The organism is Synechococcus sp. Minos11, from assembly GCF_014279855.1.
Lineage (GTDB): Bacteria > Cyanobacteriota > Cyanobacteriia > PCC-6307 > Cyanobiaceae > RCC307.
Genome location: NZ_CP047953.1, coordinates 606,150 through 627,229, shown reverse-complemented (window position 1 = coordinate 627,229; position 21,080 = coordinate 606,150). Strand labels below are relative to the sequence as shown.

Here is a 21,080-nt window from a genome sequence, read left to right as displayed (position 1 = left end):
CGTCATCCAGGTTCCTGCCGTGATCGGATACATCTCAGACAACGTCCTGCTGCCCATCCTGGATTTCTTCTATGGATTGGTGCCCAGCTACGGCCTGGCCATCATTGCGCTGACGGTGGTGATCCGTTTGGCCCTGTTCCCCCTCAGCGCCGGCTCGATCCGCAATGCCCGCCGCATGCGCATTGCCCAGCCGGTGATGCAGCAGCGCCAAGCTGAAATCCGCAGCAAGTTCGCCAACAACCCCTCCAAGCAGCAGGAGGAGATGGGCAAGTTGATGAAGGAGTTCGGCAGCCCCCTGGCGGGTTGTCTGCCCCTGCTGGTGCAGATGCCCATCCTGTTTGCCCTGTTTGCCACCCTGCGGGGATCACCGTTCGCTGATGTGCCTTACAACATCAACGTCAAGGTGCTGCCGGCTGATCAGATCGCTGCGGTGGAAACCAAGCCGTTCAACAGCGCCAGCCACTCCATCTTTTTCACTGAGAACGATCACGTGCCTGTGATCGCTTCGTTGCCCGGCGGCAACAAGCTGGGTGTGGGCGAAAGCGCCCAGGTGCAGCTGGCATCGAAAACAGGCGAAACCATTGATGCGATCGAAGAGCGCATCCACCCCAGCTTTGATCTGACACCGCAGTGGAAGCTCACCAAGGGTGATGACGTGGTCAGCGTTTCCTCTGACGGCACGATCCAAGCCCTCAGCCCTGGTGATGCCACCGTTGAACTCAAAATCCCGGGCCTGGCTGCCCGCAGCGGCTTCCTGTTCATCAAGGCACTGGGCCAGGTGGGCTTCATGGCCGATGGCGTTATCAACTGGGATATCGCCACCTTGGTGGCTGGCTTTGGCTTGAGCTTGTTCCTCTCCCAAATCCTCTCGGGCTGGGGCATGCCCGCCAACCCGCAGCAGGCCACAGCCAACCGGATCACGCCCGTGATGATCACCGGCATGTTCCTGTTCTTCCCGCTGCCCGCCGGGGTGCTGCTCTACATGGTGGTGGCCAACATCTTCCAGGCGCTGCAAACCTTCCTGCTGATCCGCGAGCCCCTGCCGGACAACCTGCAGACGATCCTCGAACAGCAACTGGCCAACCAAACGGTGGCGGCCAGTGCCACGGCTGTGTCCGCTGAGCGCCTGCCATTTGAGCCCAAGGGCAAGCGCTGATGCGTCCAGTGGCCCTGCAGGAGCTCAAGCAGCTCGGCGATGGCAAACACTGGAACGTCGAGCAACAGCTGAGCGAGCTGGACAGCATCGGGCCGGTCAAAGGCTGGCTCAAGGCCTTGCATCGGGGTGATGACCTCTGGCTGGAAGCGGAGGCCACCGCCACCGTGGAGCTGATCTGCGATCGCTGCCTCAAGAGCTACCCGCAGCCGCTGCAGGCGCGGGTGAGCGAATCGATTGCACTGCAAAGCGGCGGGCCCGATGCCGAGCTTGAGGAGCTCGATGGGGCTGAGGCAGCGCTGGAAACCCTCGATCCCCATGGCCGCTTTGATCCGGAGCACTGGCTGTTTGAGCAACTGAATCTGCAGTTGCCGCTCAAGCGGCTGTGCAGCCCCGACTGCCCCGGGCTACTGCCAGAGCAGGAGAGCAGCCCGGCGACCAGTGCAGGGGTGGTTGATCCCCGCTGGGCTCAGCTGCAGCAGCTCAAAGGCGAGGCGCAGCCATGAGCCGCTGGGGAGAGCAACTGGATCTCTTGATCCGCAGCCGCACGCCCATCCTCTGGATCCATCAACAGGAGGAGGAGCGGCTGATCCGGCTGCTGGGTAATGCCTGCCAGCGGCTGGGCCAACGCACGCTGCTGCGCTGGGATTTCGTGGGCGGTCTGCAGGGGCTGCCCAATCACCAAGGCCATGGCGCCCGCCAACCACTGGTGGCGCTCGACAGCCTCGATCTGCTGGCTGGTGAGCAGCCAGCCATCTTGCTGCTGCTGGATTTTCATCGCTATGTGGAGGATCCAGCCATCTGCCGGCGCCTGCGCAACCTGGCTAGCGAGTTACGCCAAAAACCCCATACCCTGGTGATCTCCGCGCCGGATGCCAAGTTGCCCCGGGAGCTGGAAAGCAGCATCACCGTGCTGCCGCTGCCGCTGCCTTCCGAGAGCGAAATCCAGGAGCTCTTGGCAGGGATTGCCCAAGCCGCCGGCAGCCAATTGAGCGGTGATGCCTTGGAGCTGCTGGTGAGCAGCTGCCGGGGCCTGAGCGAGCAGCGCATCCGCCAGCTGGCTGCCCGCGCCTTGGCGCGCCATGGCTGTTTGGACGCCGCTGATCTTGATGATGTGCTCGAGGAAAAGCGCCTGGCCTTGGGCCGCAGCGACCTGCTGGAGTACTGCCCCACCGCTGCGGATCCCAGCGAGATCGGCGGACTCAATCAACTCAAAACGTGGCTGGACCGGCGCCGGCTGGCCTTCAGCGCTGAAGCCCATGCCTATGGGCTGCCCCATCCCCGCGGGGTGCTGCTGGTGGGCCCGCAAGGCACCGGCAAATCCCTGACCGCCAAAGCGATTGCCCACAGCTGGGGCATGCCGCTCTTGCGGCTTGATCTCGGCCGGTTGTTTGCCGGATTGGTGGGGGCCAGTGAAGCGCGCACCCGCGACATGATCGGCACCGCCGAGGCCATGGCCCCCTGCATCCTCTGGATCGATGAGATCGACAAGGGCTTCAGCCTCGATGGCCGCAGCGATGGCGGCACCGGCCAACGGGTGCTGGCCACCCTGCTCACCTGGATGGCGGAGAAAGACACCCCGGTGTTTGTGATGGCCACGGCCAACGCCATTGATCAGCTGCCCCCAGAGCTGCTGCGCAAAGGCCGCTTTGATGAGATCTTCGTTCTCGATCTACCCGATGGCAGCGAGCGCCGCGAGATTCTTGAGCTGCATCTGCGCAAACGGCGGCCGCAGCACCAGCTGCCGCTCGACACTTTGGTGGATCGCACCAGCGGCTTCTCTGGGGCTGAACTCGAGCAGGTGGTGCTCGAGGGCATGCTGAATGCCTTCAGTGAAAGCCGGGAATTTGGTGAGGCCGATCTGATCAGTGCTGCCGCTGATTTGGTGCCCTTAAGCCGCACGGCGCGGGAGCAGCTGGAAGTGCTGCAGCAATGGGCCAGCGAAGGCCGCGCCCGCCCGGCCCGCTGAGATTGCGCTACGTAAAGTTATCTCGCACGAGGTAACAAACCCCGCCGGCTGTCAAGGCCAGTTGAAAACATCTCTCTACGGTCGTCTCAGACCCGTACAGAGCGCGTGCAACAACCTCCCAGCCGTCGCGACGAAATCACCCAGCAGCTGGCCTTTGCCGCCCTGGGCGCTGGGGTGATCACCACCGTGGCTGTGGCCCAAGGCCAGAACCCACTCACCGCTCTGGGCATCACCGTGTTCTCCGCCGTGGCCGCCGTGATGGTGGGCCAGGTTCTCTAACAACACCTAAGCCGCAACTCGGCCCTCCCGTTGGCCAAAGAGGGCGTAATGCAAAGCCGGGTCTTGCCAGGCCCAGTCTTCCGAACGCAAATCAGCTTGATGCCTCTCTCGGTAGAGATTGGGATTGAAGCCTGCTGGGTAGCGGAAGCGTGGCAGCAGCTTCCAAGTCAAGTGGCAGTAGGGATACGGCGAAACCGGCCTGGTATGGGGATCTTGATACCAGTACATCGGCACTGAATCGATCGGGCAGTAATGGGTCACCAAACTGCGCCGCGTGGGGCGTGAGCCATCTGGGCGCAACTGCACCGGGCCACCGCCATGAATGAGCTGACTGCTCCAGATCAAGACGTCGCCTTTGGCCGGCCTGTAGACATGGGAGCCCAGAACGCTGGCGAGTTGTTGCAGTTGAGAGAGCCGTGCACTGTGGGCAGCTTGGTCATGGTTGTTCCACCACAGGGATTGCTGACCACCGGTAAACACGTGTTGGCATTGAGCGTCATCACTGGAGTTGAAGCGCAGCTGCCTCAAGGTGTGTGATGCCGGCACCACTACCAACTCACCGGAATCAGGCTGCACCTCCTCAAGGGCGATCCAACTGGCGATCAATTTCAACGGCCTTGAGACCCGCACGTACATCGGGTCTTGGTGCAGAGCCTGCTGAGACCCGTAGGTGAAAGCCAGTTGTTGATAGGCAAGAACTTCACTGTTGAGAGCAGCAACGAGCAGCTCACGCAACGCTGGGGCATAGCAAGCCTCAATGGCTGCTTCTTGGTTGCGGTAGAGGTCCATGCCGCGGTAGCGGCACTGGCTGCGCTCAACAACTGACTGCGAGAGCGGCACGCCATAGATCCGGCCCTGCTCGGGATCGTCATATTCGACCCAAACATCGTGAGGATTCTCAATGGCTGTGGCTGGATCAATCAGTGCTGCCAAGCGATCGCAAACACTGGCAGGGACAGCGCCAGGCAGAACGGTGTAGCCCTGGTGAAACAGCTCATGAAGATGGGGATTGCTGCTGCGGCGCACCACATCAGGCCGCTCGCATGCCAACAAGTCCGTTTCCGTGAATCTCGGCAGGCCCTGCAATGGAGTCAGCTCAGCCGAAAAAGGTGATCGCCAACCCTGAGGATTGAACATCAAGCAACAGCCGCCTCCAGTTGTTGATGCAGGGCTTGATCCACCTCAAAGCCCATGGATTGCATGAGGCGTTGCCGGATCAGATGTTCCTCTTCCTTGCTGAGCAAACCATTGGAGAAGCGTTTCTCCAAAGAGCCAAACACCCGCACATGGGTCAGTGGCGTGAGATCAACAGCGCCAAAGCGCCAGGCATTGAGATGGGCTGCGCAAAGGGGCAGAGCAAACCGGTCCAGGCCGTAGCCGCTGCGCACTCCTGTTAAAAAAGGCATCGCCAGTTCGAGCAGATCACGGCGAATGAACGGAGCCATGATTTCCACAATCGGCACCCGGTGCAGCGTCGTGCAGGCCCGTTGCCGCAGCCAGCCATATTCCTGGCAGAGGCTGCTACCAAAACTCACCGCGGGCTGCGCTGCACTGAGGTTGTGGATCCGCGCCACGGCCAGCAACCGATTGATCGCGCTGGCACTGATCAAAACATCGTCATCGATAAAACCCATGTAGTGCCCCCCTGCTGTCGGCGCAAGACGCTTCCAGGCCTCTTCCATCAGATGGCCTTTGCACTCGGTCGCCACGCTGATCACATCAAAGCCGTGGGGGTTACTGCCTGGCTCAAGGCCTTCACCGGTCCAATCGAACAAAACGACTGGGCACGCAAGGGGTTGATCAAACACCACGCAATGGCGGCCACGCTGGGTGGCAATCACCACCAGATCATTGGGCGTTGCCCCTGGATTCACCACCGGCTGGCCCTGCTCAATGGGGTCTTGCCGGTTGAGCTGGTCCACAGCGGCAGCCATCTCCGGGAGGAACTGATCGCTGTGGCTTCCCAAAACCCAGCGGGCCCACTGCTGGCGTTCCACATCAGAACGTCCCCGCAGCAATGAAGGGAAAGCGTCTGTCATGCCGCCTGCCAAGCCCCTAGCTGCTGCTGCGCTAATTCCAAAAAGGCCCAGTCCGCGGCATAAAACCGCTCCAAGGCTGCAAGCGCTTCGCTGCTGAGTTGATCACGCCGCAAACGGCGCCATGGATTGTTAGTCGCCTCCTCTCTGGAGACATGCTGCGGGGTGAGATCGAGCGGCAAGCCCGATGCCTTGGACCAATGAGCCACCAAGACATCGATCTGCTCCATGCCCAAGATCGTGCGATAGCAACGCGGATCACCACCGAGAAAGCTGATCTGGGGAATGGTGTGATGGCTCCAATCGATGTGACAGGCAATCCAAGCCGGAAGTTGCAGGGCCGCCTGATTCATCACATCCACCGGATCAGCGTCATCGGCAAACGAGCCAACGCCGTGGCCTGCAAACAATTCATCGTGAAAGCGCAAGGCATTCTCAAAACCACTCTGATCAGGGCAGGATGAACGCAACTTGGCGTGAACCGCAGCGGTGGTGAGCTCAACCAAATGGCTACGGCAGGCCGAAACAAAGCGATCGATGGGATCGCGCCAAATCGCAACGAGGGAGCGATGCTCCGAAACAGCGCGCAGTTCGTCTGGATTCAACCAATAGGCCGAAGGCAGCGCGGCGCTATGGGGATCAAAGCCAGGCTGCTGACAATCGGCGCCTTGGAGTTGCAGCCATACCCGCTTCAGGGTGCTGCAACCGTTCTTGGGAACCCACACCAGGCCGGCATCACCGCCAAGGGGCAGCAAGGGAGAGAGCTGAACGCCGTCGCGCATCCGCAGCTGAATCTGAGCCCAGTCGAAAGCGGGATCCACAACACGAAGACCTGGCAAGGGGTCGTGGGCTTGCAGCACTGCCATCAAGCCGCCAGTGGCAGGACCTCGGCTGGCTGCTGACCCACGGCTGGCACTTGCCGGCAGATGGTTTCCACCGCCAGCTGGAACGCTTCAGCGACCGACTTGTCGTGGAAGAGGCGCTCTTTGCGCTCAGCGATCTTGGCGCGCATCTCCTGATAGAAGGCCTCATCACTGAGCAAGCGGCTGGAAATCGCCACGTAGTCCTCGCCGTCTTGAGCGATCAGCTCCGGCAACTCCAACACCTCAAGCATCGCCACGGTGTGGCGGCCGCGCATGAATGCCGTGGGCAAGGTCACCACCGGGCAATCCAGCGAGAAGGACTGCATCGAACTATTGCCGCCATTCCAATCGATGGTGTCGATGGTGTGATGGCTAATCGAGAACAGCCCCATGAAGTCGCCGTAGTCGAGCCGCGGCAGCACGCGCAGATGGTTCTCCAGCTCCAAGCCACGCTCCTCAAAGTGGGGGCGCATGCGCTCAACCAGCCGTTCGCACAGGCCGCCATGGCCCATGTGCCCCACCAAAACGATGAAGGCTTCCGGGTTGCGCTTGGCAATCTCAGCGAAGGACCAATCATTGCGCGGCACGTACTTGAAGGTGCTCTGCAGTGAATTGAGAATCGGCCGGTCGCGCGGCAGATCGAACTTGTCAAACAGCAGCTGGCCGTCGTGGATGGCGGCCGGGGTGTCGTAGTTCAAGCCGGTGCGCGGCAAGCGCCAGAGCGTTTCGCTGTAGTGCTCCTCATTGCCGGAAGGCTCCATGCCTTCACCGGAGAGGTAGTAGTGAATCGTGCGCGATCCGCTTGTGATCGGATGGCCCCAACCCTGGCCCTGCACCGGCGCCAGTTGCAGCACCGAGGTGATCTTGCTGGCCGGATGCATGCCGATGTCGGTGTAGATCAGCAGATCAAGCCGGTCATCAAGGATCTGCTGCAGCATGGCCTCAGGCGCCTCAGCGCGAAGCGGCAGATGCCGGTAGGTGCCGAGGGCGGCAAAACGCTGGGTGCCGGAGTCTTCGTTATCGGCAACGTTGTAGCTGAAGATCTCGTAGCCGGGATTGTTGGCGATGCCCTCCAGCCAACCCAAAGCCCAGATCGAACCGTTGTGATTGACCAAATGCGGTGAGATCACACCAACCCGCAGGGGACTGGTGTCCCCAGGATGGCGCTGGGGCAGCGGCTGCATGAAAGCGCCGAGCTTGGGCCGCAGGATGCGATCGAGAATGCCGGCATAGATCTCCTGCAAGGGCCGATCGTCTTCCATCTGATAAGCCAAATAGAAGTTGGTGAGCGACCAGGCATGGCCATAGAGATGCTCCCAATGGGGATCCTCTTGGCTGATGCCATCGAGCAAGCCATAGAGCTCAGTGGCATCGTCATGCCAGCGCTGGCGGGTGCTGCTCACCTGCTCGTTGCTGTCATAGAGAACCGGCAAGACATGCAGCCGTGCCATCAACTGCAGGCGCCGGTCGGGTTCGGCGTCGGCTAGCGCTAAGCCATCGGCGTAGCGATTGAGTTCCATCAAGCAATTGATCTGCCCCTGCAGGCCCACCACCTGCTCCATCGGCGAGAGATCAAGCCGGCGGAAGAGACCAAACTCCTGATAAGCCTCGTCGTGGCGCTTGAGCTGCACCAGGGCCTGCGCCAAGTTCTGGCGTGAGGGCTTGAAGTCGGCACTGATCGTGAGGGCATGGCGATAGGACGCCATCGCCTCATCCATCTGCCTGAGGTTGCCGTAGGTCAGCCCGAGGTTGTTCCAGGCATCGGGATAGTTCGGGGCGTAATGCAGGCAGAGGCGGAAGGCTTCCACCGCTTCTGGGTCGCGCTTGAGATCGCGCAGCAGGTTCGCCAAGCAAAAGGAAGCCTGGTAGTAGCTGGGCTGATCGCGCAGCAACAAACGCAGCTGGCGCTCGGCTTCGGCGGTGTCCTGGTTCTCCAGCAGCGCCATCGCCAAGTTGTGGCGCGCTTCAGCAAAGGCCGGGAACAGATCAATGGCCTCCCGGTAGAGGCGCAATCCTTCAGCCGTGTTGCCAAGCCCGCGGCAGGAATTGCCCGCGTTAAAGAGCACATAGGGGGTGAAGAACCCAGCAGCCTGTGCGGCCACGTAGGCATCAATGGCGGCTTGGTGCTCACCAAGGGCGCCATGGGCCAAGCCCTGGATGTAAGCGATCTCGCCGGCATGGGGATGACCCTGCAAGCTGGCGGCTTGCTCAATCACCTCTTGAAAGCGCTGCTCATTGAGCGCGTCATAGAGATGACTCAGCCCCGCTTCTGGGCTGTTGTGATCAGGCCACTGCCCTTGCGGCGGATCAATCGACGGCAGCGGCGGCTTGGCCAAGGCCTGCTGGGCTTCGGCGAGCTGTTGCTGCAGCCCAGCAATTTGCTGATGGCGCTCGCGCAGCTGCTGCAGCGGATCCACCAGAGCGTCGGTGTCGACAGCCGCTAAGGGCCGCACCTTGTCACTGCGACGCCGGGGCATGGAATAGCCAAAGCGCTTGAGGTCATCGCCGTAGAGGTTTTCGACCAACTGCAAGCCGTCTTTGCTGTAGGCGTCTTCCCAGCGCTTGCCTAAGCGCTGGCGGTACTGCTTGTCATAAGTAGCCAGCTCGTCTTTGATTCGGCCCAAAGTGGCCGCCGGCACCAAAGGCTGCAGCAACCGCGGCAGCTGTTTGACCAACCCATCGCGGTCGAGACGCTGAAAGCCCGGGGCATCACCCAGCCACTCCCATTGGGGCCTCAGGTGGCCATCACTTTTAAGCAGTTCCCAGTGCTCTTCTAAAAAGCTGAGGAAATCAGCAAAACGGCAAGGTTCAGCCCCGCTGCGCTGACGCGTTGCTTGAACTGACGCATTGAGCGGCGCGTAGGCCGGCTCAGCGAGATGCAATTTGTCGTGCCAAAAGGACAGCAACCGTTCAGCCGGGTGACGCGTGACCACCAGCCGAAGGGCATGGGCATCACCAAGCCAATGCTCTTGTTGCTCCTGGCTGAGATCAGCCAGACACGGCAGACCGTGAACTTCAGCGCGGTGAATCGCCAGCGCTGGTCTGGTTTCACCAAAGGCAGTTGTGCTGAGCGGCTCACGGCCATCGGCCAACACCGCCACCCGCTTGAGCAGGGTGGAAGCCACCTTGGGCAACGGCGCGATGCACAAGCGCGCATTGGCAGCGACCAAGCTTGACGCGGTGATGGATGCAGCCATAACGCGCGTCTGACCCAAGAAAGTGCGGTCAAGTTAGGCGGTTTTATCAAGGCTGCCTACGCCGCTGTGGCACTTAGGCCCGCTTTCTGAAGCTGGCAGCTGGCAGTTCCCCAAACTGACGCCTGTAGGCCGCCGCAAAATGACCGCGGCTTTGAAAGCCAAAGCGCTCCGCGACAGCATTCACGGTTTGTGGCGCAACAGCCGACTTGGGGTCATGGCGCAGCAAAGCCTGATGGACCTGCTCAAGCCGCTGAATCCGCAACACCTCTTTGGGCCCCATTCCCAACAGCTCTTTGCATCCCTGGATCAGGCTGCGCCGTGAGCAGCTCAAGCGATCGGCCAGTTGATCCAAATCAAGACCTTCAACAGCGCCGCGGGAACCCAGCGCAATCAGGTCAAACACCAGCTGAAAGCGCATGACCCGGCGGAATGGAACCGCACCATCAACGGTGTCGTCATTGAACAAACGAACGACAGCCGCTGTGGGGGCCGAGGGAATGGCACTGGGATCCGCCATCCAATGCAGCAACAGCTCAACAAGCGTTTGATGCGCCTGCTGATGAAGCAACAACTGATTGTGGGACTGCATCCAACGCAGGCATTGCTGACCGCCGCAAATTTCGAGCTGCTCAAGCAAGTCCTGCTTGGGCAGCAGCGCAATGACCACGTCAGAGCCTGAGAGGAATTGAAAGAAGCTGTGGCTGAGTGCCAGAGAGACACCAGCAATGGCATGGGCGGCAACGGGCTGGCCATGGACCAAGACCACATCGGGCTTGCCCTCAATCTCAAAGCCGCAACAAATCAGCTCATCTTTGCGCGGACACCCAATCGAAACACCAAGACTGCTTTGCAGGCGCAACAACGCCATGCGTTGGCTTGAGAGGAACTGAAAACGCCCCTGAAGAACACCGCCTTCTAGCTGCAGCACTTGTGCTGCAAAGCCAATCGAAGCCAGCAGCGCTTCCAACTCAGAAGCGCTGCTGAATCGATGGTCAACCAGTCCGCTTAGGCGTCGAACCGACACAGAGAAGGTTCTCAGTACTGAGCACAACTGATAGTAATGAGATTGAGGCGTATTGCCGCGCCGCGCACAGTCGCAACCCGCGTCTTAGGTTATACAAGTAATACAAACAGCCAGTAATTAGGCCACTTGAATCCGCACAAAATCAAAAATATGAAGCGAATAGTGTTGACGAAAAGCCAAGAGAATCGGAACAAAATATCAAGCTGATCCCAATAGTGCATGAAAAAATTATCTACTCAGAAAGCTCTCACTTAGGTCAATAACTTGAATTGACTGGCTTGCTCCCCGGTGAATTCCCGCCTGCTGCTGATCAGCGCTGTTCTCCGCGCAGCCGGGTTTCGCCGCGGGAATCAGACACGTCGCAGCAGCCGTAGCCGTCGCTGGAGCCGATCAGCGCAAACACTCTTCGCGAGCTGGGCCGTCCTAGGCCAACTCGGCAGCATGGGAGTGCTGGTGGCTGAGGTGATCCAGCCTCAATTGGCGAAGGCCAACCCACCCATGGCTGGTGATTCCGGCGCAAATGCCACATCAACTGGTTCGGGAGCTTTTGCGATTGGGATTTCAGCCGCCGCCAACGGCACAAACTCCATAGCGTTGGGTTCTCAAGCCAACGCCAGCGGCAATTACGCCACGGCATCGGGTTATGGAGCCAACGCCAGCGGCAGAAACTCCCAGGCATCGGGTGCTTTCGCCAAAGCCATCGGCAATTACTCCCAGGCATCGGGTTATCAAGCCAACGCCAGCGGCCTCAGATCAACGGCATTGGGTTATCAAGCCGACGCCAGCGGCAATTACTCCCAGGCATCGGGTTATAAAGCCAAAGCCAGCGGCAATTACGCCACGGCATCGGGTTATGGAGCCAACGCCAGCGGGAATTTTTCAATCGCTATCGGCTTTGACGCCAGGGCCTCCGATACAAACGCCACCGCCATCGGATACAGCAGCAATGCAAGTAGCAAAGACGCTACTGCGGTTGGCGAATATGCAAGAGCTCTGGCAGAGAATGCGACTGCATTCGGCGCAAACTCTAATGCGCGCAAAGTCAATAGCACTTCCATCGGCCCTGAGACATGGACAAACGGAACTGAGGCAACAGCAGTTGGCTACAAAGCCAATGCAACAGGAAATAAAACTGCTGCTTTTGGCGCTTCCGCAAAAGCTTGGTCCGAACACACCACAGCTGTAGGTGTTTTAGCGAAAGCTGGAGCAGCAAATGGCCTAGAAGGCATCGGAGCTACGGCTATTGGCCGCAATGCAACTGCTAACAGCAACTTTTCAATCGCAGCTGGATATGAATCCGCTGCTTCAGGATTGAATTCGGCAGCAATTGGAGCAGCAACTGAAGCTAGTGGTAACTATGCAGCAGCCCTGGGATATGCCTCCAACGCCTATGGCGATGGATCGATCGCAATAGGGGTAAATGCAGTAGCACAAAACTTCTCAATTGCAATGGGTGAATACTCCATTTCGGGAGGAGAAGTATCAGTGGCTATTGGATATCAGGCCAATTCAAGTGGAAATGATTCCATGGCTCTTGGCAGAAACGCCAATGCATCCGGAGCCAATTCAACAGCTATTGGCAAAAAATCAATCTCAAAAGGCGACTACTCTACAGCTTTTGGCTTTGGAGCTAATTCCACCTCCTCTGCATCAACATCAATTGGATACAACTCGAAAGCTGAGAGTACTTACTCGACAGCTATTGGTGGTTGCGCTCAATCTATTGGTGGGCTATCAACAGCATTGGGATGGAATTCAAGCACTGTTGGTATTAACGCAACTGCAGTCGGCGCACATTCCAATGCTTCAGCTCTCAATTCCACAGCCGTAGGCATCAATTCAAAAGCACTGGGAGAGGGCACGGTTGCCTTAGGTGCGGGAGCAACTGCAGAGGATGCCATGTCAATAGCCATTGGAAGGCAATCCAAGGCAAACAAAGTAAGTGCCTCAGCTTTTGGGCAATCATCACAAGCTATCCATACAGGCTCAACAGCCATCGGATATTCGTCCATAACAAAACGAACAGACCAACTGATGTTGGGCACAAGTTTTACGAGCGTTACACTTGCCAACCTCACCAGCTCAGGATTAACCGCTGACATCTCTCAATCTGGCACCGCACTCGTGATTGCTAATGCCGATGGAACGTTGAAGCGGTATGCAATCGGCAGTGGAGGAGGAGATCTTAATGGCCTCAGTTCGCTCTGCGAAGGCAATGGCACCGATGCTGTTTGCTACGGATCTGGAGCCAATGCCACAGGCAAAAACACAACAGCGATTGGTGCCTACGCCAACGCAGCGACTTCGAGTAACACAACTGAATTTGCCGCAACGGCTATTGGATCAAATTCAACAGCGGCTGCGAAATACTCCACCGCGATCGGAGCCAATACCAAGGCACAAGACAACAGAACAACAGCTGCTGGAGCTTCAGCATCAGCAAGCAGCAACTCATCTTCAGCATTTGGATTTAACGCCACTGCATCGGGCTACCGAAGCCAAACATTCGGTGCACACTCAGAAGCCACCCAAAATGCAACCACTGCCTTGGGATACTCGGCCAAGGCTTTAGCCAACCGCTCAATTGCAATAGGCAGTTTTGCGAATGCATCTGAAAACGCTGCTATCGCAATCGGAATCTCGGCCAATGCTGCTGGAATTCAATCACTCGCTATTGGTTCCAATGCCTCTGCCTCATGCCAGAAAGCAACCGCAATTGGTCGAGGAGCAGAGGCCAGTGGATTTAGTTCAATAGCCATCGGTGTCGACAGCATTGCCAACGTGGGGAATGCGCAAGCAATTGGCCATGGCGCAATTGCCTCTGCTGTCAATACAACAGCCGTTGGAACATGCGCCGAAGCATCTGGGCGCAACGCAGTCGCATTTGGAAAATCAACAATTGCCAATGCAATCCACTCAACAGCGGTTGGCTCTGCATCAAAAGCCAGTGGGCTCAATAGTTCATCATTTGGCTACTTAGCCAATGCATCAGGGGGAGATTCCACAGCAATAGGCAAAAAAGCCAAGGCGACTAGCCAAGGTTCAACTGCTTTGGGTCATCTTGCTAAAGCTGAGCAGGCTCGGACCATTGCCATTGGTGCTGGAAGCATCTCCAACAAAACCTGCGCCATTGCAATTGGGCAGTTTTCAAAAGCAATCGCTGTCAATGCCACAGCCGTTGGCACCAATGTCACAGTCTCTGGGAACAACGGCATTGCCATCGGAAGTGAAGCCAATGCCGGCGGAGAGAACTCAACAGGTGTTGGCACCTTTGCAGCAGCCAATGGCAACTGGTCCAGCGCCTATGGCACCAAAGCCAATGCCAGTGGTGGTGCCGCCATTGCCTTTGGTGCAGGAAGCTGCTCCAGTGGCGTTGGCTCAATCGCTCTTGGCACCAACGCCTCGGGAACAGGCGACAACTCCATTGTTATCGGCACCGAAGCATTAGCCAACGCAGCCAACGCCATCGCCATTGGTATTGAAGCGGTTTCGAACCAGATCAACACCACTGCGGTTGGAACCCTCTCCAAGGCCACTGGAAACTACTCAAGTGCTTATGGAACCATGGCGAACGCCAATGGTGGAGGCTCGATGGCCTTTGGTGCCGGCAGCCTGGCGACTGGTCTTGGCTCTATTGCCCATGGCGTGAATTCAACGGCGGCTGCAACCAATGCCGTTGTCTTTGGTACCGAAGCCGGGGCCTTGGGTGAAGATGCCACAGCCATTGGCTACAGCGCCGTAGCGCTGGGAGTTGATTCAACTGCCATTGGCAAAAGTTCCAGTGCCAGCAAAGTCAATGCAACAGCACTTGGAGCAGAGTCAAAAGCCACAGGCATCTCATCAACAGCCTTGGGCGATGCAGCCAATGCATCCGCATTGCAAGCCATTGCTATTGGTGCATCAGCACGATCCTCAGATCAAAATTCCATAGCGATTGGTTTCAGCGCGAATGCTTCTGCAAACGATTCAATCGCCATTGGATACCAATCCAATTCTAAGTATGCAAATTCAACCGCGATTGGTGCAAGTGCCAACACCACACGCGCTGATCAACTCATGCTCGGCAAGGCAGCAACAGAAGTCACCGTTGCCAACCTTGCCAATAACTTACAGGCGAGAAATGCCATCGTCGTCGCCAACACAGATGGCACCCTCAGCCGTTATGAAGTTGGCGGTAGCACCTTCAACTCTCTTAATTGCGTTGGCAATGGCACCAATGCCGTTTGCTACGGACCTGGCGCCAATGCCACCGGCCAAAACACCACGGCCATTGGTGCTTTTGCCAATGCGGCTGCTACCAGCAACACCATCGATTACGGAGCCACTTCAATTGGCTCCAATTCACGCGCTGCTGGCTCCAACGCCACAGCCTTAGGCCGCAGTGCTTCTGCCAATGCAACCAACACGATTGGTATTGGTTATCAAGCTGCTGCCCAAGAAGACAACGCCATTGCCATTGGCGGTGGTTCGGGCGCCAATATCAATAGTGTTGTCGTTGGCCAAGGGGCTAGCGGGGACATTGACACCGTTGCCATCGGCTCTCTTTCCTCGGCACTGGTCGCCAAGTCAACAGCTGTTGGGTACCAGGCCTACAGCGGCGACCGGGGTGTTTCCTTAGGTGCTGCAGCCAATGCCTCAGGCACGCAAGGTGTCGCCATTGGTCAAGCTTCTAAAGCCACCGGCACTACATCCTCTGCCGTTGGCCAAGCTGCCCATGCCAGCGGCACTAGTTCATCGGCCTTTGGTAAGTCCTCAACGGCGAGTGCCAATTTCGCAACAGCATTGGGTGCCAGCGCCAACGCTGGGGGAATCGGCGCCGTTGGACTTGGCAACTCCAGCAACGCTGCAGCAGCTAACAGCGTGGCCCTCGGCTCGGCCTCAAAAGCCACCCATACCAATGCCGTTGCCATTGGCCCTGGCGTTGAAACAACAGCGGCTAGTCGCATCACCATGGGTGATGGCTCAAGCACCTACCAAACCCCTGGTCTCACCTCCTTATCTGGCCAGGACTATGCGCTGGTGGTGAGCAACCAAACCGGTGTGCTTGGAGTGCTCAACCTTGGCCAGCTCCCTGAAAACACCACCTTCTGCGTCGGTAGCGGTCAAGAAGCCACCTGCTACGGCGAAAACGCCAGCTCAATCGGCGCTGGAACCACCTCCATTGGTGCCAACAGCACCGCTTCTAGTGGAGCAGGCGCCAGCGAACTGGTTGCCTCCACGGCCTTGGGCGCGCGAACAAACGCCACCGGCAATGGTTCAACAGCACTCGGCACCTTGGCCAATGCCAATGGCGAAGGATCCATCTCTGCCGGCATGAATTCCTCCGCCGCAGGCCGTGGTTCGTTGGCTTACGGCTTTGGCGCCAATGCCACCAATGAAAACACCATCGCTATTGGTGGTTTTGCCTTTGCTAATGGCACCAATTCCTATGCCATTGGTGCTGGCGCTGTGGCCAACGGTGTGCAGGCAATCGCCATTGGTGCAGGCGCCCGAGCTGAAGGTTTCAACACCGATCCAACCGCCACCGGCACCAATGCCGTCGCCGTTGGCACCAGCGTTTCGGCCTATGGCAGTGAAACCTCAGCCCTTGGAACCAACAGCACCGCTCTGGGCTCCTATGCCAGCGCTGATGGCGTGAATTCCATCGCCATCGGCACTGCCCGTGCCAGCGGTACCAACGTCATGGCGATTGGTGGTGGCTCTGTCGCCAGCCACGATGGTTCAACCGCTCTCGGCGCCGGTGCAAGCACCACCCGCGCATCTCAAATGGTGCTCGGGACCGCCAAAACCGAAGTCACCGTGCCCAACCTCGCCGGTTCAGGCACCGCCATTGTTGCCGCCAATGAAGACGGCACCCTGCAGCGCTCATCCGTCTCGCTTGGCGAACTCGACAACGCCGTCAATACACGTCTGCCCAAGTTGGAATCGGCTGCTCGCAGCCTCGGCAATGCAGTGGAAGCCGCTGGCGCCATGGGTGCGGCCCTCTCCAGCCTGCCTGAGGTTTCTCTGCTTCCCGATGAACCCATGCGATGCGGCTTTGGCACCGGTGGCTGGGGATCGCAGTATTCCGTTGCTGGTGGCTGTGCAGCGCGCATTGCTGATCGAGTCCACATCAACGGCGCCATCGCCTACACACCCTCAGTCGACTACGAATTTGGTTCCACACCATCGGTTGGTGGTCGCTTGGGCTTCTCCTTCCCCATCGGCAAGTTGAACAAGCCAAAGGCCAGCCAAACCATGGCCAAGCTGGTGGATCAACGCGATCAGCAAATCGCCAAACTCAGCGAGCAACTTGAACAACTGCAACAGTCAGCTGATTCATCGGAGGCCAACCAACAACTCGTTGCTCTGCTCAAAGAACGCATTGAAGAACTCGAAGCAGAAAAAGAGCAGGCCGACGCTGAAAACCAACGCCAAGACGACAAGATCAAACAGCTCGAAACCAAGCTGAGCCAGCAGCAATCGCTGATGGAGCGGATGATGAAGCAGATGAAAAAGCTGATGCCCAACGGCGGCTAATTCATCCACCACACGCTGATTCCACTGCAGGTTTTTGCCCCTAACATCCAGCCAACCAACGTTCAACCTTCCGTGCTGCGCCATCTGCTGATCACCGCTGCTGCCGCCAGCTTTGCTGCTGCGATGCCATTGGCTGCGCAAGCCCAAGAGCAAGACCCTGAGCAGCTGGAGCAAGAGCTCACCGAGCAGTTTGTTGAGGGTTTCAACAGGGGCTGCGTGCGCGGCGAAACCCCCGGTGTGTTTGATCAACCGGCTTACTGCAGCTGCCTTTCAGATGCCTACACCAGCCGCTACAACGGCTTTGCTCTAGCCCAAATTTCCAACCTCTCCGGACCGATGGGCCCCAAAGGGGCTGAGCTGGTGAATTTGATGATGGCCCCAGAGATGGCCAGCTGCGCTGCTCAGTAGATCGCTCCTTAGGCAGTGGCATCACGCCACCACTTCGCTACAACGACAACCCGGCTGAGCTGTTCTGATCTCCATCCCCTCCTATCAGCTCGGCAATACCGTCATCCAGCCGCGCCAATGGCAGCAGCAGCTGATCCAGCTGCTCAGGCGCCGGCTTGAGCGCAACCAAACCAGCGATCAAGACGTGTTGGTGTTTGCGGGTCCTGGTGCCGGCAAAACTCTCGGTGCTCTCTTGGCCTTTAAGGCCATGCAGCAGCAAGGACGGCTGCAGCGCTTTGTGGTGTTCTGCCACCGCACCTCGATCCTGAGCCAATGGCAAAGCGCCGCGCAGCGGCTGGGCCTGCAGCTGGAGGAATGGCCCTGCAGTGATCAAGCCGATGGCCTGCTGATCACCTACCAAGGCGCTGGCCGCCAGCTCGAGCAGCTACGCGAAGACCTGCGCCAATGGGGCCTGGCTGGCAGCTTGGCGATCGCCGATGAGGCCCATCACCTGGGCCTGAATCCCGATGAGCCCGACAACACGGCTTGGGGAGGCACATTCCTTGAGCTCACCCAGCACTGCCGCCTGCGCCTCGGGCTCACCGGCACCCCGTTTCGCGCCGACAACCTGGCCTTCTGCGCGGCACGCCGCATCCGCTTGCGCCAAGGCAACGAGTTGATTGAGCAGATCGTTCCTGACCTGGCGGTGGAGCCGCGCGAATTGATCGCAGCCGGTGATGTGCGCCCGCTGGAATTTCGCTTTCAAGATGGCTGGGTTGAGCACAGCCGTGAAGGCATGCCCGATCGCGATGTCTCGCCGCTATCAGCTGAAACACGCGAAAGCTGGCGGGCCCGCAACCTACGCCGCGCCATTGAACTCGGCGATGACAGCGGCATTGGCCAGCAACTGCTGCTGCGGGCCCAGCGCAAACTCAAGCAGGTGCGCATGCAGCACCCCAACGCCGCCGGGCTGGTGATCGCCCGCGACATCGACCATGCCCAGGCCATCACCACGCTCTTAGAAGAAGACGGCCACCGCGTTGATCTGGTGCACTCGCAAGAAAGCGGAGCTGCGGAGCGCCTCAACAATTTTCAAAAAGGCTCCGCGCAATGGCTCGTCAGCATCGACATGTGCGCCGAAGGCTTTGATGCACCCAGGCTTCGGGTGATCGCCTACCTCACCACCGTGGTCACCAAAAGCCGGTTTTTGCAGGGCATCACCCGCGCGGTGCGGATGACGCCAGAGCTGGCCGCCCAAGAGCCCACACCGCGGCATCCGTCGTTCGTCTATGCCCCCGCCGATCCGCTGCTGATGGGCTACGCCCGCACCTGGTCACTGGCTGAGCCCTATGTGATTCAACCCAAACAGGAGCAGTTGGTTGACGTGCCCAGTGGCGGCAGTTGGCGTGGACCAAGCTTGCCTTTAGAAGCTGTTGACGATGGCGCGAGCCAGTTGATCCGGGTGCGCTCGCCGCAGCTACCCGGATTTCTGCGCCAAGCCTGAGAGCGTATCGATCGCCAGCATCGCGGCATTGCGGTACACCTCATGCAAGGTGACGGCCGGGAAGGATTTGTACTGCAGGTCAAAGACGGTGTTGCCATCGGCGACCAATGACGCCCCCAGGTGGATGAGCTCAGAGGCGCCTTCCCCGTAGACATGCACCCCCAAGATGCGGCCGTCCTGGCGCAGGCACACCAGCTTGAGGAAATAAGACGCCGGCAACGCCTTCAGCCGGCCGCGAATGGTGTCAGCAAACGGCGCCAACACTGAAAACACCTCGGCTTCGCTGTAGGTGTTGATCGCTTCGCTTTGGGAGCTGCCCACAAACGCCAACTCCGGGATCGCCCAGATGATCGAGGGGCTGGCATGGCTCGGATTGCTCTGGGCGGGCTGTTTGCTCTTGAGCACCAGCGAGGGCAGCACGTGATCCACCAAGCCCTGCGCCTGCATCACGGCTTTACACGCCAGCCCGCTACCGGAGACATCGCCAATCACATACACCGATCCCGCATTGGTCTCCAATTGCTGGTTCTCCAGCAGCGGGAGCTTTTTGAGTTTGCTGACATCGTCGGCCTCGAGCAAAGCTTCCATGCCGAGATCTTGTGTTGTCGGTACCCGCCCCACCGCTGAGAGCACCGCCGAGAAGCGGCGCTCACTGATGCCGCTGGGCAGCTCCAGTTCCACGAGCGGGCCAGCCTCATCCGCGCGCCACCCCTTAACGCTGGCCTGGTAGAGGATCTCAACCCCTTTGGCTTCCAGATCACTCAGCAAGGCATCACGCATCGAGCCATCAAGCATCGGCAAGAGGTCATCGCGCTTGCCACGCGCTGCAACGCTCACCTGAACGCCCATCTCGGCAAAGATCGTGGCGTATTCCAAGGCAATGATTCCGGTGCCTTGGACAAACAGGCTGCTGGGTTTGCTACGCAGTGAACCGATCGAATCGGAGTCGTAAAAACCAGGTTGCTCAAAGGGAATACCCCCCAGACGCCGGGCTTTGGAGCCGGTGGAAACGACCACCTTGCGGGCCAACAGCTCACTGGCACCAGTGGTGCCATCACGAACGACAACCGTGGTGATGCCATCGCCGTTGCAACCGCTAATTTCTCCAGTGCCTTTGAAGTGCGTGACGCCATAACGCTGCAATTGCAACGCCACCCGCTTGGCATCGTTTTGAGCAATGAGCTGCCGGATCGACACCACGTCATCCCATGAGGTCCCAGCTCCGTGGTCCATCGCCACTTCCCGCAGCACCTTGCTGCTCACGCCGGTAGGCGAACCAAAACTCTCTTTGGGCTCCACCAACGCCACCTTGAGCCCTTGAAATGACAAGCGGCAGGCCGCCGTCAATCCGGCGGGCCCTCCGCCGATCACCACCGCATCCCATGACGCGGTTTCAGATGCGGCGTCATCACCACTCGAGAGCTGCTGCAGCAGCTGAAAGTTGGCGGGCCGGCGCAGCAGAGCCCGCTCTTCCAGATAATCCGCGGCTTGGGCCGCCAGATTTTCCAGAAAGTCAATCTCGCGAACGCCGAAATCAGGACGCGGCACCACATCCACTACACAAAAGGTGCCGACATGCATGCCTTTGGAGGTGCGAATCGTGGCGCCGGCATAAAAATGCGCCGGCTTCAGCGTGATGCCGCCGGCTCCATCGGGCCAGGGGATGGGATAGCCGCCCACTTGTTTGGCCTGCTCGAGAAATTCAGCCGGGTAACTCGCCCCATCGCCATGCTCAAGAAACTCCTTGAGATCAGGAATCACCAAATGATCCGATTCCATGATTGTGTACTGACAAATCGAGCACTCCCTGGGGGTGAGCATCTCCTTGAAATCCAGCGGATCACAGGCCTGCTCGCCTTGCGGCGCCACCGTCACCGTGAGCAAGCGCTGGGTGTTGTCTTCAATGAAGCCAATGAACGCCACTGGCATCTTCAACAGCGAGCGGGCAGCATTACGCAGCGCAACCAATTCGGGTTGATGTTCTGAATTGGCTTGGTTTAACCCGGTGACCGCATCCAAGCGCTGGGGTTCATTGGCCGGCTTTGGATTGGCTCCGCGTTGTTGATGCGGACGATTCAATTCTCGCTGACTTTGAGCATTATCTGAATTACTTTTATCGGAAGAATTTTGAACAACACGCTTGGCCTTT

13 protein-coding genes are annotated in these 21,080 nt (G+C 58.8%); 7 read left to right on the top strand and 6 right to left on the bottom strand.

Translation table 11 applies throughout. The annotated features are described in order from the left end of the window. Positions 1-19: 19 nt before the first annotated feature. The 4 genes from yidC (at position 20) to SynMINOS11_RS03365 (ending at position 3,401) form a co-directional block, all read left to right on the top strand. On the top strand, positions 20-1,156 hold the full coding sequence (gene yidC, locus SynMINOS11_RS03380) for a membrane protein insertase YidC (RefSeq protein WP_011935055.1): 1,137 nt from the start codon (positions 20-22) through the stop codon (positions 1,154-1,156). Next, positions 1,156-1,659, top strand: a complete 504-nt coding sequence (locus tag SynMINOS11_RS03375; RefSeq protein ID WP_186549857.1) for a YceD family protein — start codon at positions 1,156-1,158, stop codon at positions 1,657-1,659. Before yidC ends, SynMINOS11_RS03375 begins: the two co-directional genes overlap by 1 nt. After that, positions 1,656-3,122, top strand: a complete 1,467-nt coding sequence (locus SynMINOS11_RS03370) for an AAA family ATPase (protein ID WP_186549856.1) — start codon at positions 1,656-1,658, stop codon at positions 3,120-3,122. The genes SynMINOS11_RS03375 and SynMINOS11_RS03370 overlap by 4 nt, the downstream gene beginning before the upstream one ends. Positions 3,123-3,227: 105 nt before the next feature. Next, positions 3,228-3,401, top strand: a complete 174-nt coding sequence (locus tag SynMINOS11_RS03365; RefSeq protein WP_011935052.1) for a hypothetical protein — start codon at positions 3,228-3,230, stop codon at positions 3,399-3,401. A gap of 6 nt (positions 3,402-3,407) precedes the next feature. On the opposite strand, the gene SynMINOS11_RS03360 is transcribed toward SynMINOS11_RS03365, so the two are convergent. The 5 genes from SynMINOS11_RS03360 to SynMINOS11_RS03340 form a co-directional block, all read right to left on the bottom strand. Continuing rightward, positions 3,408-4,451: a phytanoyl-CoA dioxygenase family protein gene (locus SynMINOS11_RS03360; protein ID WP_186549854.1), complete on the bottom strand. Its 1,044-nt coding sequence runs from the start codon at positions 4,449-4,451 to the stop codon at positions 3,408-3,410. Between the two features lie 86 nt (positions 4,452-4,537). Beyond that, entirely contained in the window at positions 4,538-5,440 is a 903-nt protein-coding gene (locus tag SynMINOS11_RS03355) for a hypothetical protein (protein WP_186549852.1), read from the bottom strand. Next, on the bottom strand, positions 5,437-6,303 hold the full coding sequence (locus SynMINOS11_RS03350) for a sulfotransferase family 2 domain-containing protein (protein ID WP_186549850.1): 867 nt from the start codon (positions 6,301-6,303) through the stop codon (positions 5,437-5,439). The genes SynMINOS11_RS03355 and SynMINOS11_RS03350 overlap by 4 nt, the downstream gene beginning before the upstream one ends. Next, complete coding sequence (locus SynMINOS11_RS03345) at positions 6,303-9,497, bottom strand: O-linked N-acetylglucosamine transferase family protein (RefSeq protein WP_186549848.1); 3,195 nt, start codon at positions 9,495-9,497, stop codon at positions 6,303-6,305. Before SynMINOS11_RS03345 ends, SynMINOS11_RS03350 begins: the two co-directional genes overlap by 1 nt. A gap of 73 nt (positions 9,498-9,570) precedes the next feature. Further along, a complete protein-coding gene (locus SynMINOS11_RS03340) occupies positions 9,571-10,464 on the bottom strand; it encodes an AraC family transcriptional regulator (protein ID WP_186549846.1) in 894 nt (297 codons plus the stop codon). Positions 10,465-10,962: 498 nt separating this feature from the next. Between SynMINOS11_RS03340 and SynMINOS11_RS13120 the strand changes: the two genes are divergently transcribed. The 3 genes from SynMINOS11_RS13120 to SynMINOS11_RS03325 all read left to right on the top strand — a co-directional run bounded on the left by SynMINOS11_RS13120 (position 10,963) and on the right by SynMINOS11_RS03325 (position 18,931). Further along, the gene (locus SynMINOS11_RS13120; protein WP_370586193.1) at positions 10,963-17,040 is read left to right on the top strand and encodes a YadA-like family protein; all 6,078 of its coding nucleotides are present in this window, start codon (positions 10,963-10,965) and stop codon (positions 17,038-17,040) included. Positions 17,041-17,112: 72 nt separating this feature from the next. Continuing rightward, positions 17,113-17,448, top strand: a complete 336-nt coding sequence (locus SynMINOS11_RS03330) for a hypothetical protein (RefSeq protein WP_186549842.1) — start codon at positions 17,113-17,115, stop codon at positions 17,446-17,448. A gap of 103 nt (positions 17,449-17,551) precedes the next feature. Continuing rightward, positions 17,552-18,931: a DEAD/DEAH box helicase gene (locus SynMINOS11_RS03325; protein ID WP_186550671.1), complete on the top strand. Its 1,380-nt coding sequence runs from the start codon at positions 17,552-17,554 to the stop codon at positions 18,929-18,931. Here SynMINOS11_RS03325 and SynMINOS11_RS03320 read toward each other — a convergent pair. Continuing rightward, positions 18,905-21,010 (bottom strand): FAD-dependent oxidoreductase, encoded by a 2,106-nt coding sequence (locus SynMINOS11_RS03320; protein ID WP_186549840.1) that lies wholly within the window; start codon positions 21,008-21,010, stop codon positions 18,905-18,907. The genes SynMINOS11_RS03325 and SynMINOS11_RS03320 overlap by 27 nt on opposite strands. Between the last annotated feature and the right edge of the window lie 70 nt (positions 21,011-21,080).

Excerpts from the sequence above, each read along its gene's own strand:
- SynMINOS11_RS03355 (WP_186549852.1), bottom strand. The coding sequence starts at position 5,440 with ATGACAGACGCTTTCCCTTCATTGCTGCGGGGACGTTCTGATGTGGAA.
- SynMINOS11_RS13120 (WP_370586193.1), top strand. The coding sequence starts at position 10,963 with ATGGGAGTGCTGGTGGCTGAGGTGATCCAGCCTCAATTGGCGAAGGCC.
- SynMINOS11_RS03370 (WP_186549856.1), top strand. The coding sequence starts at position 1,656 with ATGAGCCGCTGGGGAGAGCAACTGGATCTCTTGATCCGCAGCCGCACG.
- SynMINOS11_RS03375 (WP_186549857.1), top strand. The coding sequence starts at position 1,156 with ATGCGTCCAGTGGCCCTGCAGGAGCTCAAGCAGCTCGGCGATGGCAAA.
- SynMINOS11_RS03345 (WP_186549848.1), bottom strand. The coding sequence starts at position 9,497 with ATGGCTGCATCCATCACCGCGTCAAGCTTGGTCGCTGCCAATGCGCGC.
- SynMINOS11_RS03350 (WP_186549850.1), bottom strand. The coding sequence starts at position 6,303 with ATGGCAGTGCTGCAAGCCCACGACCCCTTGCCAGGTCTTCGTGTTGTG.